This window comes from Curtobacterium sp. MCBD17_023 (assembly GCF_003224415.1).
In the GTDB taxonomy this organism is placed as follows: domain Bacteria; phylum Actinomycetota; class Actinomycetes; order Actinomycetales; family Microbacteriaceae; genus Curtobacterium.
This window is the reverse complement of record NZ_QKLJ01000017.1, coordinates 40199-56943: the sequence shown is the minus strand read 5'-3', so window position 1 is coordinate 56943 and position 16745 is coordinate 40199. Positions and strand designations below refer to the sequence as shown.

Sequence of the window (16745 nt, the reverse complement as noted above, 5' to 3'; positions counted from 1 at the left end):
CGCCGACCGCGCCGGGCCGTAGGCTGGTGGTCTCATGACCGACAGCACCAGCACCAGCACCGGAGCGGTCCTCGACCGCGCGCGCTTCGGTGCGGACGGACTGCTCCCCGCCATCGTGCAGGAGGAATCGTCGAAGGACGTCCTCATGCTCGGCTACATGGACCGGGAGGCCCTCCGCCGCACCCTGACCGAGGGTCGGGTGACCTTCTGGTCGCGGTCCCGGCGCGAGTACTGGCGCAAGGGCGACACGTCCGGGCACGCCCAGTACGTCCGCGGTGCGGCCCTCGACTGCGACGACGACACCCTGCTCGTGACGGTGCACCAGGTGGGGGCCGCCTGCCACACCGGTGCGCACAGCTGCTTCGACGTCGACCCGCTCGACCCGGTGACGGCGTCCGCACCGGCCGACGCGCCGACCGGCCCCGGCGACGCCGCCGAGCCCGCGGCCGGGTCCGACCGGTGAGCGACGCACCCCGCACCACCAGCCGTGCAGACTTCGACCGGCTGGTCGCCGAGGGGCACCGCGTCGTCCCCGTCGTCCGTGCGCTCTTCGCCGACAGCGAGACGCCCGTCGGTGTCTACCGGAAGCTCGCCGACGGTCGCCCCGGGTCGTTCCTGCTCGAGTCCGCCGGACAGGGTGGGCTGTGGTCGCGCTGGTCCTTCGTCGGCGTGCGGAGCTTCGGCGTCCTGACGCAGGAGGGTGACCGGGCGGCCTGGATCGACACCGGCCTGTCGGCGGAACGTGCCGTCGGGTCCCTCGACGGCGCTCCGCTGGAGGTCCTCGCCCGCCTGCACGAGCGGTGGGCCACCCCCCGCGTGCCCGGGACCCCGCCGCTCGTCGGCGGCACGGTGGGGTTCATCGGGTGGGAGGCCGTCCGCCAGCTCGAGCACCTGCCCGACGCCCCGCCGGCGGACTTCGACGTGCCCGGCCAGGCGCTGTCCTTCGTCGCCGAGCTGGCCGCGCTCGACCACCGCACCGGGCTCGTGCTGCTCGTCGCGAGCGCCCTGCACGACGGCACGGACGACGCCGACACGCTGTGGTCCGACGCCCAGACCCGACTCGACCGGATGCAGGCCGACCTCGTGCAGCCGAGCGTCGCCACCGTCGCCGAGGCGTTCGACATCGCCGAACCGACCGCACGCTCCCGGTCCACCCGGGAGGAGTACGCGGCGGCGATCGAGCGGTCGAAGCGGTACATCCGCGACGGCGACGTCTTCCAGGTGGTCATCTCGCAGCGGTTCGACCACGACGTGACGGCCGACCCGCTGGACGTCTACCGCGTGCTGCGGACGCTCAACCCGAGCCCGTACATGTACTTCCTGTCCCTGGCGGGCACCGACGGCGAGCCCTTCTGGATCGTCGGCGCGTCGCCGGAGGCGCTCGTGAAGGTCCAGGACGGCCGGGCCATGACGCACCCGATCGCCGGCTCCCGACCCCGCGGTGCCACCACGGAGGAGGACGTCCGCCTGGGTGAGGAACTGCTGCAGGACCCGAAGGAACGGGCCGAGCACCTCATGCTCGTCGACCTGGCCCGCAACGACCTGCAGAAGGTGTGCGAGCCGGGCACGGTCGCGGTGACCGAGTTCATGACGGTCGAACGCTTCAGCCACGTCATGCACCTCGTGTCGAGCGTCGAGGGGGCCGTCCGGCCCGGGGCGTCCGCGATCGACGTGTTCCGCGCGACCTTCCCGGCCGGCACGCTCTCCGGGGCACCAAAGCCGCGGGCACTGCAGATCATCGACGAGCTCGAACCGGCGGCGCGCGGTGCCTACGCGGGCGTCGTCGGCTACTTCGACTTCGCCGGGGACGCCGACGTCGCGATCGCGATCCGCACCGCCCTGATCCAGGACGGCGTCGCCCGGGTGCAGGCCGGGGCCGGGCTCGTCGCCGACTCCGACCCGACGAGCGAGCACCTCGAGTCGGTCAACAAGGCCGCGGCGCCGCTGCGTGCCGTCGCGACCGCGAACCGGATGACCGGGGTGCTCCGGTGAAGCGCTCCCGACCGCTCGTGGTCGTCGTCGGGCTCGCGGTCGCGGGCCTCGTGATGCTCGCGTGGACGCAGACCTGGTTCACCGTGCACCTCGACCACTCCGCGGCGGTCGTGAAGACCGTGGCCGCCGACGGCGCGACGGTCGTGCCGCAGTACACCGCGGTCGCGATCGCGAGCCTCGCGCTGTTCCTCGCGTTGACGATCGCCGGTCGTGTCGTCCGGGTCGTGCTCGCGGTCGTCCAGGTCCTGCTCGGCGTGGCCGTCGTGGTCACCGGGATCTCCGCACTGTCCGACCCGGTGGCCGCCGCACGCAGCGCCGTGGGGTCCGTCGCCGGCGTGAGCGACATCGGCGCCGTCCGGCAGGTCGTCACACGCGTCGACGTCAGCATCTGGCCCGTGGTGGGGATCACCGGCGGCGTGCTCGCAGCACTCCTCGGCGTCGCCGTGCTCGTCCTGCAGCGGTCCTGGCCCGGTCCGAGCCGGAAGTACGGCGACGCCGCCACGCCCGGGTCGGCGTCGGCAGCGGACGTCTCCGGCTCCCATGCGTCGGACGGCACCGGCACGTCGGACGGCGCCGGCACGTCAGACGGGACCGGCGCCTCCCGGACCGGGTCCCGGGCGCCCGTCGTCCGCGACGCCGTCGTCGACTGGGACGACCTGAGCGCGGGTCTCGACCCGACCGCGGGGGACACTGCCGACGGGCGGGTCCGGACCACGGACGCGGTAGGATCGTCGGAGCGTCGCCCGACCGGCGGCGCCAGCGACAACGAGGAGCACCGTGAGCAACACTGAGCCCGCAGAACTCGGCGAAGGCCACTCGCCGGCGGCCTGGACGGCCGTCGTCATCATGCTGATCGGCTTCGCCGCCGGGACGCTCTTCTTCTGGTTCGACATGGCCTGGGGCGTGTGGGCATCCGCCGCCGTCGTGGTCATCGGTCTCGTCGTCGGCGCGGTCATGGGCAAGGCCGGCTACGGCGTGAACGGCCCGAAGTTCGTCCCCAAGCACCACGGCGAGTGAGCGCGTGCCTGCCGCGCCCTCCGAGAACCTCCTCCTGACCCTCGTCGCCGGCGCGCTCGAGGACGCCGCGGCCCGTCGCCTGGACCGGCCGTACGCGGACGTCGAGCGTGACCTCGACCGGGTCGCGTCCCCGCTCGACGCCCTCACGTTCCTCGCGCCGGGGGACCGCGTCAAGGTCCTCGCCGAGGTCAAGCGGGCCAGCCCGTCCCGCGGGTCGATGGCGCCCATCGAGGACCCCGCGTCGCTCGCCGCCGACTACGAGCGCGGCGGAGCCTCGGCGATCAGCGTCCTGACCGAAGGGCGCAGGTTCCTCGGGTCGCTCGCCGACCTCGAGGCGGTCAAGGCCCGGGTGTCGGTGCCGGTGCTCCGCAAGGACTTCATCGCCGACCCGTACCAGGTGCTGGAAGCGCGTGCGGCGGGGGCCGACCTCGTCCTGCTGATCGTCGCCGCGCTCGAGCAGCCCGCCCTGGTCGAGCTGCACGGCCTCGCCGAGGAGCTCGGCATGCGGGTCCTGGTCGAGGCGCACTCGGCGGACGAGGTCTCCCGTGGGCTCGACGCCGGTGCTCGCATCCTGGGTGTCAACGCCCGCGACCTCACCGACTTCTCGCTCGACCGTGACCTGTTCGGCTCGCTCGCCGACCGCATCCCAGACGGGGTCGTGCGCGTCGCCGAGTCCGCCGTGAAGACCCCCGCCGACGTCGCCCACTACCGGTCCGCCGGGGCGGACGTCGTCCTCGTCGGGGAGGCGCTCGTCACCGGCGCCGACCCCGCCGCCACGCTCGCGTCGTTCATCGACGGCTGACAACCCGTCCGGCCCCGTGCCGGGCACTCCCGGGAGCACCACCGTGACCTCACTCCGTGACCTGCAAGGCCCGTACTTCGGCGACTTCGGCGGGCGGTTCGTCCCCGAGTCGCTCGTCCTGGCGCTCGACGAGCTCGAAGCCGCATTCCGGGAGGCCTGGGCCGACCAGTCCTTCCGGGACGAGCTCGACACGCTCCACCGCGAGTACACCGGGCGGCCGTCGATCATCACCGAGGTGCCGCGGTTCGCGAAGCACGCCGGTGGTGCCCGGGTGGTCCTGAAGCGCGAGGACCTCAACCACACCGGCTCGCACAAGATCAACAACGTCCTCGGGCAGGCGCTCGTCGCGCGCCGACTCGGCAAGACCCGCCTGATCGCGGAGACCGGAGCGGGACAGCACGGCGTCGCGACCGCGACGGCGGCGGCCCTCTTCGGCATGGACTGCGTCGTGTACATGGGCGCCGTCGACACCGAGCGACAGGCGCTCAACGTGGCCCGCATGCGGCTCCTCGGCGCGCAGGTCATCCCGGTGGAGACCGGCTCGCGCACGCTGAAGGACGCCATCAACGAGGCCCTGCGGGACTGGGTCGCGAACGTCGACTCGACGCACTACCTGCTCGGGACCGTCGCCGGCCCGCACCCGTTCCCGGAGATGGTGCGACAGTTCCACAAGGTCATCGGCGAAGAGGCGCGTCAGCAGGTCCTCGACCGCGTCGGGCGCCTGCCGGACGTCGTCGCTGCCTGCGTCGGCGGTGGGTCGAACGCCATGGGCATCTTCGAGGCCTTCCTCGACGACGAGTCCGTCCGGCTGTACGGCTTCGAGGCCGGGGGCGACGGGGTGGAGACGGGTCGGCACGCCGCGAGCATCACCCTCGGTCGCGAGGGCGTCCTGCAGGGTGCGAAGTCCTACCTGATGCAGGACGAGGACGGGCAGACGATCGAGAGCCACAGCATCTCGGCCGGGCTCGACTACCCGAGCGTCGGACCGGAGCACGCCTACCTGGCCTCGATCGGTCGGGCGACGTACGAGCCGATCACGGACACCGAGGCGATGGAGGCCTTCCGCCTGCTGAGCCGGACCGAGGGCATCATCCCCGCGATCGAGTCCTCCCACGCCCTGGCCGGGGCGATCAAGCTCGGCAAGGAGCTCGGACCCGACGGCGTCGTCCTCGTGAACCTGTCCGGCCGCGGCGACAAGGACGTGGCCTCCGCCAGTCGGTACTTCGGCATCCTCGACGAGACGGCGGTGCAGTCGTGAGCACGAACAAGACCGTCGCCGCGACCATCGACCGCGCGAACGACGAGCGGGCCGGTGCCGTCGTCGGGTACCTCCCGGCGGGCTACCCGGACCTGCAGACGAGCATCGACGCCGCCGTGGCCCTCGCCGAGAACGGCGTCGACGTCATCGAGCTCGGGCTGCCGTACTCCGACCCCGTGATGGACGGCCCGGTCATCCAGCGCGCCGCGGAGGAGAGCCTGGCGAACGGCTTCAAGGTCGCGCAGGTCTTCGACGCGGTGCACGCGATCACCGAGCGCGTCGACACCCCCGTCCTCGTGATGACGTACTGGAACCCCGTGCTGCGGTACGGCGTGGACCGCTTCGCGGACGACCTCGTCGCGGCCGGGGCGGCCGGACTCATCACGCCGGACCTGATCCCGGACGAGGGCCGGCAGTGGATCGACGCCTCGGAGCGCACCGGGCTCGACCGGGTGTTCCTCGCGGCCCCGTCCTCCACGGACGCCCGGATGAAGCAGGCCGTGGACCGGAGCCGCGGCTTCGTCTACGCCGTCTCGACGATGGGCGTCACCGGTGCCCGCTCCGGCGTCGACAGCGCGGCCCGCACCGTCGTCTCGCGGCTCCGCGACGCGGGTGTCGAGCGCACGTGCGTCGGCCTCGGGATCTCGACCGCCGACCAGGTCGCCGAGGTGCTCGAGTACGCGGACGGAGCGATCATCGGCTCCGCGTTCGTCCGGGCACTGGCGGACCTCGGCGTCTCCGGCGTCGCGGAGCGTGCCGCCGACCTGTCGTCGGGTTCCGCGCGGCGCTGAGCCGGGTCGACCCGCGCTACAGTGATCGGGGCCGACCGGCCCCCGGCACCACCAGGACCGGCGACCACCAGCCCCGTGAAAGGCGACAGCACCCACATGTCCCTCCTGAGCATCCCGAGCCCGAGCACGGCGTGGCAGTACTTCGACCTGACCGCCTGGCTGCAGAGCACGTTCGGCATCTCGATGCCGCTGGACTTCCGGATCCACGCGTACGCGATCTGCATCCTCGTCGGGATCGTCATCGCGGTGCTGCTCACGAACTCCCGGCTGAACGTGCGCGGTGCCGAGCGCTGGATCATCATCGACATCGCCATCTGGGCGGTGCCGGCGGGCATCATCGGGGGCCGCCTGTTCCACGTGCTCACGCACGTCGACGACTACTTCGGTCCCGGGATCGACCCGCTCTCGGTGTTCTACGTGTGGGAGGGCGGACTCGCGATCTTCGGCGCGCTGATCCTCGGGTCGCTCGGCGCCTGGATCGGCTGCCGGCAGACCGGCCTGCGGTTCTCGGCGTTCATCGACGCCGCCGCGCCCGGCGTCCTGCTCGCCCAGGCCGCCGGCCGTCTCGGCAACTACTTCAACCACGAGCTGTTCGGCATGCCGACGAGCCTGCCGTGGGGCCTGCAGATCGAGGCGACCAACCCGGCGTACCCGGCAGGCCTGCCCGAGGGCGTCCTGTTCCACCCGACCTTCCTGTACGAGATCATCTGGAACGTCGTCGGTGCCGTGGTCATCCTGCTCCTCGATCGGAAGTTCCGCCTGCAGTGGGGTCGTGTGATGGCCCTGTACCTCATCTGGTACGGCGTCGGCCGCTCCGTCCTCGAGTCGATCCGCGTGGACACGAGCGAGACCTTCGGCGGGGTCCGGACCAACGTCTGGATGTCCTTCGCCGCGATCCTGCTGGGCCTGCTGGTCTTCTGGGTGCAGTCCCGTCGTCACCTCGGCAAGGAGCCGAGCCCGTACCTGCCGGGTCGCGAGCCGCGCTCGAAGTCCGATGTAGACTCGGACGACACCTACTCGGAGCACGACACCACGACCGGTGTCGCCGATCCGGAGCCGGTCGCCAGCGCAGCCGACCGACACTGAGGTCCCGACCTCTCCCGAACCCAGCACCACACCGCGATCGCGGTCCGCCACAAGCGGGCCCCACTCCTCGCACGCCGCCCGGACACCTCCTGGCGGCGAGCACGGGCACCAGTCCCGCCCGCTCGGGCGGAACGCACCACCGGGCCACCGCTGTCCCTGTTCCACTTCCTCGTGAGGACGGTTCCCCATGGCGCTCCTGCCATCTCAGCCCTCTGCAGTCCCGAACGGCGCGACGGACTCGTCGTCCCGGACCGGGCTCCGCTCGCCGCACCGACGCTTCTCGGCGGTCCCCGACGCCGCCGGGATGTACGACCCGGCGAACGAGAAGGACGCCTGTGGTCTCGCGATGGTCGCGACGCTCCGCGGGACGCCCGGCCACGACATCGTCGACGCCGCGCTCGGCGCGCTCCGCAACCTCGAGCACCGCGGTGCCGTCGGGTCGGACGCCGGCACCGGTGACGGCGCGGGCATCCTCTGTCAGGTCCCGGACGCGTTCTTCCGCGAGGTCGCGCCGTTCGCCCTGCCGGACGCCGGCCAGTACGCGGTCGGCACCGCCTACCTGCCGCTCGACGCCGACGCCCGCGCCACCGTCAAGGCGACCGTCGAGGCACTCGCGGCGGACGAGGGGCTCCGCGTGCTCGGCTGGCGTGAGGTGCCGGTCCGGCCCGAGGTCCTCGGCACCCTGGCGCGTGCGGCGATGCCCGCCTTCGAGCAGGTCTTCGTCGTGTCCACGCACACGGACGAGCACGGCGCGCCGCGTTCCGGCATCGAGCTCGACCGCCAGGCGTTCCGCCTCCGGAAGCGTGCGGAGCAGGACAGCGAGCTCTACTTCATGTCGCTGTCGAGCCGCACCATGGTCTACAAGGGCATGGTCACGACGCTCCAGCTCGAGCCGTTCTACCCCGACCTCAGCGACGAGCGCTTCGCGTCGCGTCTGGCGATCGTGCACTCGCGCTACTCGACGAACACCTTCCCGTCGTGGCCGCTCGCGCAGCCGTTCCGCTCCCTCGCCCACAACGGTGAGATCAACACCGTGCGCGGCAACCGGAACTGGATGCGGGCCCGCCAGTCGCAGCTCGAGAGCGAGCTCCTCGGCGACATGGCACCGCTGCTGCCGATCGTGAGCCCGGGTGCGAGCGACTCCGCCTCGTTCGACGAGGTGCTCGAACTCCTCACCCTGACCGGTCGGTCCCTCCCGCACGCGATGTCCATGATGGTGCCGGAGGCCTGGGAGAACCAGGTCGACATGGACCCCGAGCTCCGCGCCTTCTACGAGTACCACTCGATGCTCATGGAGCCGTGGGACGGCCCCGCCGCGATCACGTTCACCGACGGCACGCTCGTCGGCGCCACGCTCGACCGCAACGGCCTGCGTCCCGGACGCTTCCTGGTGACCGACGACGGGCTCATCGTGATGGGCAGCGAGACGGGTGTCATCGACGTGCCCGCGTCGAAGGTGGTCCGCAAGGGCCGTCTGCGCCCGGGCCGGATGTTCCTCGTCGACACCGAGAACGGCCGGATCATCGAGGACGACGAGGTCAAGCGCGAGCTCGCCGCGTCCGGACCCTGGTCCGAGTGGCTCGAGTCCGGTCGCATCAACCTGGCCGACCTGCCCGAGCGCGAGCACATCGTGCACACCCCGGCCTCGGTCACCCGGCGGCAGCGCGCCTTCGGGTACACCGAGGAAGAGGTCCGGATCCTGCTCCGCCCGATGGCGCAGACCGGGGCCGAGCCGCTCGGCGCGATGGGCTCCGACACCCCGATCGCGGTCCTGTCGCAGCGTCCGCGACTGCTGTTCGACTACTTCACGCAGCAGTTCGCCCAGGTGACGAACCCGCCGCTCGACTCGATCCGCGAGCAGGTCATCACCTCGATGGGGCTCGGCCTCGGGCCGGAGCGCAACCTGCTCACCGCCGGGCCCGAGCACGCGAAGCAGATCGTGCTCGACTTCCCGGTGATCGACAACGACGAGCTCGCGAAGATCCAGCACTTCGAGACGGCGTCCGGGCGGCACCTCACCGTGACGGTCCGCGGGCTCTACCGCGTGGACGCCGGCGAGACGGCCATGGAGCAGCGGATCACCGCCGTGTGCGACGAGGTCGACGCGGCGATCGAGTCCGGCAAGCAGTTCATCGTCCTGTCGGACCGTGACGGCAACGCCGAGTACGCGCCGATCCCGAGCCTGCTGCTGCTCGCCGCCGTGCACCACCACCTCATCCGCACCGAGCAGCGCATGAAGGTCGGTCTGATCGTCGAGGCCGGCGACGTCCGCGAGGTGCACCACGTCGCGACGCTCATCGGCTACGGCGCGTCCGCGATCAACCCGTACCTGGCGATGGAGACGTGCGAGAACCTCGTGCGCTCGGGCATGATCACCGGGCTCACGCCGGAGCAGGCCGTCAAGAACGTGATCAAGGCGCTCGGCAAGGGCGTCCTGAAGATCATGTCGAAGATGGGCATCTCGACGGTGTCGAGCTACGCCGGCGCCCAGGCGTTCGAGGCGGTCGGTCTGAGCCAGGAGGTCGTCGACCGGTACTTCACCGGCACGTCGTCGATCCTCGGTGGAGTCGACGTCGACGTGATCGCGGCGGAGAACGCCGAGCGACACGCCCAGGCGTACCCGCAGGACGGCGCCGTGCTCTCGCACGAGCGCCTGCAGACCGGCGGCGAGTACCAGTGGCGCCGTGAGGGCCCGCCGCACCTCTTCAACCCGGACACCGTCTTCCGGCTGCAGCACGCCACGCGGGCCCGCCGGTACGACGTGTTCCGCGAGTACTCGAAGGCCGTCGACGACCAGTCCGAGCAGCTCATGACGCTGCGCGGCCTGTTCGGGTTCTCGCACGGCACGCGCAAGCCCGTACCGCTCGACGAGGTCGAGCCGATCGCGGAGATCGTCAAGCGGTTCAACACCGGCGCGATGTCGTACGGGTCGATCTCGCAGGAGGCACACGAGACGCTCGCGATCGCCATGAACCGCCTCGGCGGTCGCTCGAACACGGGCGAGGGCGGCGAGGACGTCGAGCGTCTGCTCGACCCCGAGCGGCGCAGCGCCATCAAGCAGGTCGCGTCCGGCCGGTTCGGCGTGACGAGCATGTACCTGACCCACGCCACCGACATCCAGCTCAAGATGGCGCAGGGCGCGAAGCCCGGCGAGGGCGGGCAGCTGCCCCCGCAGAAGGTCTACCCGTGGGTGGCCCGGACGCGGCACGCCACGGCGGGCGTCGGCCTCATCTCGCCGCCGCCGCACCACGACATCTACTCGATCGAGGACCTCAAGCAGCTGATCTTCGACGTCAAGCGCGCCAACCCCTCGGCCCGCGTGCACGTCAAGCTCGTCAGCCAGTCCGGCATCGGCGCGGTCGCAGCGGGCGTGACGAAGGCACTGGCCGACGTCGTGCTCGTCTCGGGTCACGACGGCGGCACCGGCGCGAGCCCGCTCAACTCGCTCAAGCACGCGGGCACCCCGTGGGAGATCGGTCTGGCCGAGACCCAGCAGACGCTCATGCTCAACGGCATGCGCGACCGTGTCACGGTGCAGGTCGACGGCCAGATGAAGACCGGGCGCGACGTGCTCGTGGCGGCCCTGCTCGGTGCCGAGGAGTACGGCTTCGCGACGGCGCCGCTCATCGTCGAGGGTTGCATCATGATGCGCGTCTGCCACCTCGACACCTGCCCGGTGGGCGTCGCCACCCAGAACCCGGAGCTCCGGGCGCGGTTCTCGGGCAAGCCCGAGTTCGTCGTGAACTTCTTCGAGTTCATCGCGCAAGAGGTGCGCGAACTGCTCGCCGAGCTCGGGTTCCGCAGCCTCGACGAGGCCATCGGACGCGCCGACGTGCTCGACGTGGACCGTGCGGTCGCGCACTGGAAGGCGTCCGGGCTCGACCTCGAACCGGTCCTCAAGGGGCCGGACTTCGGGGCGGACGAGCCGCGCACCCGGCGCCGCGCGCAGGACCACGAGCTCGAGCAGCACTTCGACAACCGGCTCATCGCCGAGGCGTCCGACGTGCTCGAGCACGGCGGCACGCTGACGCTCGACCTGCCGATCCGCAACACGGAACGCGCGGTCGGGACGATGCTCGGCCACGAGGTGACGCTCCGGCACGGGGAGAACGGCCTGCCGACCGGTTCGATCGACATCACCCTCCGCGGTTCCGCGGGTCAGTCGCTCGGCGCGTTCCTGCCGGCCGGCATCACCCTGCGGCTCGTGGGCGACAGCAACGACTACGTCGGCAAGGGGCTGTCCGGTGGCGAGATCGTCGTCCGCCCGGCGGCGGACGCGGGCTTCGACCCGTCGGAGAACGTCATCGCCGGCAACGTCATCGGCTACGGCGCGACCCAGGGCAGCATTTTCATCCGCGGCATCGTGGGGGAGCGCTTCCTGGTCCGCAACTCCGGTGCCACCGCGGTCGTCGAGGGCGTGGGCGACCACGCACTCGAGTACATGACCGGCGGGCTCGCGCTCATCCTGGGCGAGACCGGCCGGAACCTCGGCGCGGGCATGTCGGGAGGCACGGCCTACGTCCGCGGACTCCGTCGCGAGCTCGTCAACACCGATGCGCTCGCGTCCGGTGAGCTCCGCCTGGAACCGCTCGACAGCGCCGACGTCGCGATCGTCACCGACCTGCTCCGCCGGCACGCCGACGAGACCGGCTCGACGATCGCCGCCGGGCTGCTCGACTCGGGCGACCTGTCCGAGTTCGTCAAGGTGCTCCCGCGTGACTACGCGGCGGTGCTCCAGACGCGTCAGCAGGCCGTCGACGAGGGCCTCGACCCGGACGGCACCGTCGTCTGGAACCGCATCCTGGAGGTCACCGGTGGCTGACCACGCGCGCACCCGCCTCCACTCCCGCTCGACCCGCACCCTCACCCAGGAGGTGACCCGTGGCTGACCCCAAGGGGTTCCTGAAGGTCCAGGAACGTGAACTGCCGGCCCGCCGTCCCGTCCCGCTGCGGCTCATGGACTGGAAAGAGGTCTACGAGCAGCAGGAGTCCGGCGCGCTCAAGCGACAGGCCGGGCGCTGCATGGACTGCGGCGTGCCGTTCTGCCACCAGGGCTGCCCGCTCGGCAACCTCATCCCGGAGTGGAACGACCTCACGTGGCGCGGCGAGGGTCGCCAGGCCATCGAGCGTCTGCACGCGACGAACAACTTCCCGGAGTTCACGGGGCGACTGTGCCCGGCTCCGTGCGAGGCGTCCTGCGTGCTCGGCATCAACCAGCCGCCGGTGACGATCAAGCAGGTCGAGGTCTCGATCATCGACGAGGCGTACCAGAACGGCTGGGTCACGCCGCACCCGCCGGAGCGCCTCACCGGCAAGACCGTCGCGGTCGTCGGTTCCGGTCCCGCAGGGCTCGCCGCCGCGCAGCAGCTGACCCGCGCCGGGCACACGGTCGCCGTGTACGAGCGGGACGACCGCATCGGTGGTCTGCTCCGCTACGGCATCCCGGACTTCAAGATGGAGAAGCGGCAGATCGACGCCCGCCTCGCCCAGATGCAGGCCGAGGGCACCCGCTTCCGTGCCGGTGTCGAGATCGGTCGGGACATCACCTGGGACGACCTGAAGTCGCGGTACGACGCGGTCGTGGTCGCCACCGGGGCGACCGTGCCGCGCGACCTCCCGATCCCGGGTCGTGACCTCGCCGGCGTGCACTTCGCCATGGACTACCTCGTCCAGCAGAACAAGGCGAACGCGGGCACCGTGGTCGACAACCAGGTCACGGCCGAGGGCAAGCACGTCGTCGTCATCGGCGGCGGTGACACCGGCGCGGACTGCATCGGCACCGCCCACCGCCAGGGTGCGCTCAGCGTGACGAACCTGGCGATCGGCAAGCAGCCGCCGCTGGAGCGCCCGTCGGACCAGCCGTGGCCGATGTTCGCCACGGTGTTCGAGGTCACGAGCGCGCACGAGGAGGGCGGGGAGCGCATGTTCCTGGCCACCACGGTGGAGTTCCTGGCGAACGAGGCCGGCGAGGTCCGTGCGCTCCGCGTCGCCGAGACCGAGTACGTCGACGGCCGCCGTGTCCCGAAGGCCGGCACCGAGCGTGAGATCCCCGCGGACCTCGTGCTCATCGCGATGGGCTTCACCGGTCCGGAGACCGACACGATCGAGCCGCAGCTGGGGCTCCCGACCACCGTGTCGGGCGCGGTGTCCCGCCAGGCGGACTACACCACGAACGAGCCGGGCGTGTTCGTCGCCGGCGACGCCGGTCGTGGGCAGTCCCTGATCGTCTGGGCGATCGCCGAGGGGCGTGCCGCCGCGGCGAAGGTCGACGAGTACCTCGAGGGGTCGACGATCCTGCCGGCTCCGGTCAAGGCGACGGACCGGGCGATCTCGGTCTGATGGTCCCCACCTCGTAGACGGGAGGCCACCGGCACTCGATAGGGTGCTGGTGGCCTCTCGTCGTTCCGCGAAGCCACCTCCACCACACGAAGGAATCCATTGAGACGCGCAAAGATCGTTTCGACGCTCGGACCTGCCACCTCCGACTACGAGGTCGTCAAGCAGATCATCCAGGCCGGGGTCGACGTCGCCCGCCTGAACCTCAGCCACGGTGACTACAGCGTGCACGAGGCCAACTACGAGAACGTGCGTCGCGCCGCCGAGGAGCTGGGCAAGCCCGTCGCGATCCTCGTCGACCTGCAGGGCCCGAAGATCCGTCTGGCCAAGTTCGCCGACGGCCCGCACGAGCTCGCCGTCGGCGACGTCTTCACGATCACGACGGAGGACGTGCCGGGCACGAAGGACGTCTGCGGGACCACGTTCAAGGGGCTGCCGCAGGACGTCAAGCCGGGCGACCCGCTGCTCATCGACGACGGCCGTGTGCGCCTCCGCGTCCTCGACACCGACGGCGTGCGCGTCCGCACCGAGGTCGTCGTCGCCGGCACCGTCTCGAACAACAAGGGCATCAACCTGCCCGGTGTCGCGGTGAACGTGCCCGCGCTGAGCGAGAAGGACGAAGCCGACCTCCGCTGGGGCATCCGCATGGGCGCGGACCTCATCGCGCTCTCGTTCGTCCGCAACGCCGCCGACGTCGAGCGTGCGCACCAGATCATGGACGAGGAGGGCAAGCGCCTCCCGGTGATCGCCAAGGTCGAGAAGCCGCAGGCCGTCGACGCGCTCGAGGAGATCATCGACGCGTTCGACTCGATCATGGTCGCCCGTGGTGACCTCGGCGTCGAGCTCCCGTTGGAGGCCGTCCCGATCGTGCAGAAGCGCGCGGTCGAGCTGTCCCGCCGCATGGCCAAGCCGGTCATCGTCGCGACCCAGATGCTCGAGTCGATGATCTCGTCCCCGATCCCGACACGCGCCGAGACGTCCGACGTCGCGAACGCCGTCCTCGACGGTGCCGACGCCGTCATGCTCTCCGGTGAGACGAGCGTCGGTGAGTACCCGGTGGAGACCGTGCGCACGATGGCCCGCATCGTCGAGTCGACGGAGGACCACGGCCTCGAGCGCATCGCCCCGCTCGGCACGAAGCCCCGCACGCTCGGTGGCGCGATCACCCTCGCAGCGGTCGAGATCGCGGAGTTCACCGAGGCGTCGTACCTCTGCGTGTTCACCGAGTCCGGTGACTCGGCCCGCCGCATGTCCCGCCTGCGCCACGGGCTGCCGATCATCGCCTTCACCCCGAACGAGACGACGCGTCGTCGTCTGGCGATGACGTGGGGCGTGCGGTCCTACCTGGTGGACCGGAAGACCCACACCGACGAGCTCTTCTCCCAGGTGGACGACGTCCTCATCGGCAACGGCCTCGCCGTCCCCGGCGACCGGGTCATCGTCACGGCCGGCTCGCCTCCCGGACTCGAGGGCTCGACGAACGACCTGCGCGTGCACCGGGTGGGCGACGCGCACGCCGAGGCGGCACCCGCCTACGTCCGCGACTGAGCACGGTCGCGTCGGTCCGTGACCGACACGACCCGGAAGGCCGTCACCCACCAGGGTGGCGGCCTCCGCCGTCCCGGCCGGGAGGCACGACACCCGTCGGGCGCGGTCCGCACGCGGGTACCGTGGTCCCGTCCACACCGACCGGCACGAGTACGCGAGGAGCGTCGCATGGGTGATCCGAGCCTCCGGACCGACACCGCGTCCCGGTCCCGCGCCGACGTGCAGCGGTGGCGCCGGTACCTCGCCGACGAGCGTGCCGAGGCGGCCGTCTACCGGAACCTCGCCTCGCGACGCACCGGCGAGGAGCGCGAGATCCTCGTCGCCCTGGCCGAGGCCGAGGGGCGTCACGAGCAGCACTGGCGCGACCTGCTCGGGGACGACGTCGGACGACCGCTGCGGGGGAGCCTCCGCACCCGGGTGCTCGCCGCGCTGGCGGCGCGGTTCGGGTCGGTCTTCGTGCTCGCCCTCATGCAACGCGCGGAGGACCGCTCGCCGTACGCGGACGATGCTGACGCGACCGCGCAGATGGCGGCCGACGAGCGGATCCACGGCGAAGTCGTCCGCGGGCTGGCGAACCGCGGGCGGATGCGCCTGTCCGGCACCTTCCGCGCGGCGGTGTTCGGCGCCAACGACGGACTGGTGTCGAACCTCGCGCTCATCATCGGTGTGAGCGCCTCCGGGGCGGACCGGCACGTCGTCCTGCTCAGCGGCATCGCGGGCCTGCTGGCCGGTGCGCTGTCCATGGGGGCGGGGGAGTACGTGTCCGTCCGGTCACAGCGGGAGCTCCTCGACGCATCGACCCCGCATCCCGAAGCACAGCGCGCGGTCGCCGACCTCGACGTGGACGCGAACGAGCTCGCGCTGGTCTACCGAGCGCGCGGGATGTCCGAGGACGAGGCCGCAGCCCACGCCGACGAGGTCCTCGCCGCCCTGCTGGCCGGCCCCGCGACCGGCGGGGTGCCGGTGGTGCGGAGCCGCTCCGCGCTGCCCCGCCCGGTCCGCACCGAGGGGGCCGACGAGCACGAGGCGGTCGGCACGGGCACGAGCGCTGCGCTCTCCAGCTTCTGCTTCTTCGCCTCCGGTGCGGTCATCCCGGTCCTGCCGTACCTGGTCGGGCTCGACGGCTGGGCCGCGATCGGGGTGGCCTCGGCGCTCGTCGGCCTCGCGCTGCTCGGCACCGGTGCCGTGGTCGGTGTGCTCAGCGGAGCGTCGCCGCTCCGACGGGCGCTCCGACAGCTGGGGATCGGCTTCGGCGCCGCCGCCGTGACGTACGTCCTCGGTCTGCTCTTCGGGACCGGTTCGGCCTGACGCAGCCCCGCCGCCGGGCTGCGTCGATCCGGTTCAGCGCCGGGCGGAGGCGCGCGCGGGCAGGAGGAGCAGCGCCGCGCTGCCGACGCCGACGAGGGCGATGCCGGCCAGGACGGTGAAGACCTCGAGGGCGAGCGTCGGGGCGAGCAGCACCGCGACGCCGCAGAGCAGCGACAGCAGCCCGCTCACGACGGACGGCACCCGGGAGGAACCGGGGTGACCGACGAGTGCACCGACGAGCGCCGCGACGCCCTCGACGAGGAACCCGACCCCGGCCAGGACCGCGTAGACGACGAGCGGTACCGCGGGGTCGACGAGCGTGACGAGTCCGGCGACCCCGACGAGGGACCCGACGACGCCGGAGGTCCAGCGCCAGACGGTCGACGTGCCGTGTCCCCGCGCGGCCGCGAAGACCCGCATGGCCCCGGAGACGACGAGGTACACCCCGAAGAGCAGCGCGACGAGCACCAGTGTCGGCCGCGGCCACACGACGGCGACGATGCCGGCGACGATCGCGACGGCGCCGGTGACGATGACGAACGCCCGGAACGTGCGGACGGCGCGTGAATCCACCGTGGCTCCTCCTGACTGGACTGCCGGACCTCCG

The 16745-nt window shown here is 71.7% G+C and carries 13 protein-coding genes; 12 read left to right on the top strand and 1 reads right to left on the bottom strand.

Translation table 11 applies throughout. The annotated features are described in order from the left end of the window. Positions 1-34: 34 nt before the first annotated feature. The 12 genes from hisI (at position 35) to DEI84_RS13920 (ending at position 16138) form a co-directional block, all read left to right on the top strand. On the top strand, positions 35-463 hold the full coding sequence (gene hisI, locus DEI84_RS13975) for a phosphoribosyl-AMP cyclohydrolase (protein WP_110891294.1): 429 nt from the start codon (positions 35-37) through the stop codon (positions 461-463). Further along, the gene (locus DEI84_RS13970; RefSeq protein ID WP_110891293.1) at positions 460-1992 is read left to right on the top strand and encodes an anthranilate synthase component I; all 1533 of its coding nucleotides are present in this window, start codon (positions 460-462) and stop codon (positions 1990-1992) included. The genes hisI and DEI84_RS13970 overlap by 4 nt, the downstream gene beginning before the upstream one ends. Continuing rightward, entirely contained in the window at positions 1989-2783 is a 795-nt protein-coding gene (locus DEI84_RS13965) for a Trp biosynthesis-associated membrane protein (RefSeq protein ID WP_110891292.1), read from the top strand. The genes DEI84_RS13970 and DEI84_RS13965 overlap by 4 nt, the downstream gene beginning before the upstream one ends. Continuing rightward, positions 2770-3009, top strand: a complete 240-nt coding sequence (locus DEI84_RS13960; protein WP_110825049.1) for a DUF6704 family protein — start codon at positions 2770-2772, stop codon at positions 3007-3009. The genes DEI84_RS13965 and DEI84_RS13960 overlap by 14 nt, the downstream gene beginning before the upstream one ends. Before the next feature lie 4 nt (positions 3010-3013). Then, entirely contained in the window at positions 3014-3811 is a 798-nt protein-coding gene (trpC, locus tag DEI84_RS13955) for an indole-3-glycerol phosphate synthase TrpC (protein ID WP_110891291.1), read from the top strand. Between the two features lie 43 nt (positions 3812-3854). Then, entirely contained in the window at positions 3855-5069 is a 1215-nt protein-coding gene (gene trpB, locus DEI84_RS13950; RefSeq protein WP_110825217.1) for a tryptophan synthase subunit beta, read from the top strand. Beyond that, a complete protein-coding gene (gene trpA, locus DEI84_RS13945; RefSeq protein ID WP_110891290.1) occupies positions 5066-5860 on the top strand; it encodes a tryptophan synthase subunit alpha in 795 nt (264 codons plus the stop codon). The genes trpB and trpA overlap by 4 nt, the downstream gene beginning before the upstream one ends. Before the next feature lie 96 nt (positions 5861-5956). Next, positions 5957-6946, top strand: coding sequence for a prolipoprotein diacylglyceryl transferase (gene lgt / locus DEI84_RS13940; RefSeq protein WP_110891289.1), 990 nt, complete (start codon positions 5957-5959; stop codon positions 6944-6946). A gap of 304 nt (positions 6947-7250) precedes the next feature. Continuing rightward, a complete protein-coding gene (gene gltB, locus DEI84_RS13935) occupies positions 7251-11768 on the top strand; it encodes a glutamate synthase large subunit (RefSeq protein ID WP_110891295.1) in 4518 nt (1505 codons plus the stop codon). Positions 11769-11827: 59 nt separating this feature from the next. Then, positions 11828-13285, top strand: coding sequence for a glutamate synthase subunit beta (locus DEI84_RS13930; protein ID WP_110825044.1), 1458 nt, complete (start codon positions 11828-11830; stop codon positions 13283-13285). A gap of 99 nt (positions 13286-13384) precedes the next feature. Beyond that, on the top strand, positions 13385-14830 hold the full coding sequence (gene pyk / locus DEI84_RS13925; protein ID WP_110891288.1) for a pyruvate kinase: 1446 nt from the start codon (positions 13385-13387) through the stop codon (positions 14828-14830). Between the two features lie 168 nt (positions 14831-14998). Continuing rightward, positions 14999-16138 carry a VIT1/CCC1 transporter family protein gene (locus tag DEI84_RS13920; protein ID WP_110891287.1) on the top strand — a complete coding sequence of 380 codons (1140 nt, stop codon included), beginning with the start codon at positions 14999-15001 and terminating at the stop codon, positions 16136-16138. 33 nt (positions 16139-16171) lie between these two features. Here the strand turns inward: DEI84_RS13920 and DEI84_RS13915 are convergent, their stop codons facing one another. Then, positions 16172-16711: an HdeD family acid-resistance protein gene (locus tag DEI84_RS13915; protein ID WP_181419531.1), complete on the bottom strand. Its 540-nt coding sequence runs from the start codon at positions 16709-16711 to the stop codon at positions 16172-16174. Between the last annotated feature and the right edge of the window lie 34 nt (positions 16712-16745).